Below are 681 nucleotides of genomic sequence, written 5' to 3'. Positions count from 1 at the left end.
CATTAGAGGCGTCTTACATCGGAAAAAATTTAGTAAGAAAATTAGTTCTAAAAAGTTACTACAATAGTCATGAAACAAATAGATAATCAACGGTAAAGATATCAAAGGATGGGTATGGTTTGGTGTGGTAGGGGGCGTCTTATGGTGCTGTAAAATGTTGTCATTTGAAGGGGGTGATATAAGGCAAGTTTCTTTAAAAAATGAAGTATTTTTAGAATATGTGGTGAAAATTTAAGTTTGCGTATTGCGCTTTTTGTTAAGTGAATGGTGTGAAATGAGAAGCAAATAAAATCGTTTGCAGGTGGAAAATTAATTCAATAACGATCTAGATTACAGACCGGATTGAGTGAAAATCTTCATTCTTTGAAATGTGAGGGAAATTAATTGTCTTATGCTTTTGTTCCACGGCGTCCCGTCCCGATTAAGGGCATGGCTTTTTCATCTAAGGGCCAGCGTGAGCGAGGGGCGATATCAAGCGAGCTTGTTTCTCCACGTGCGAGCTTTTGGGCACCAGCAAAAGCAATCATTGCTGCATTATCGGTACACAAGGAAAGAGGAGGCGCTATAAATTCAAAACCATGTTGATGAGCAAGTTCCTGTAATGTAGAGCGGAGTGCTTGGTTTGCAGCAACGCCGCCCGCAACAACTAAAGAAGGAGAGTGCTTTCCATGATCAGGATAG

At 40.1% G+C, this 681-nt stretch carries 1 pseudogene; it reads right to left on the bottom strand.

Features of this window, described 5'->3' with window-relative positions:
* Window positions 1-389: 389 nt before the first annotated feature.
* Window positions 390-681: pseudogene (locus ACFINC_RS10905) on the bottom strand (tRNA (adenosine(37)-N6)-threonylcarbamoyltransferase complex transferase subunit TsaD); the annotation flags it as partial.

The sequence above is a fragment of the Bartonella sp. AP58NXGY genome (genome assembly GCF_042195785.1).
Taxonomy (GTDB): domain Bacteria; phylum Pseudomonadota; class Alphaproteobacteria; order Rhizobiales; family Rhizobiaceae; genus Bartonella.
Note: the sequence above shows the minus strand (reverse complement) of the source record. Positions and strands in the feature narration are given on the sequence as shown.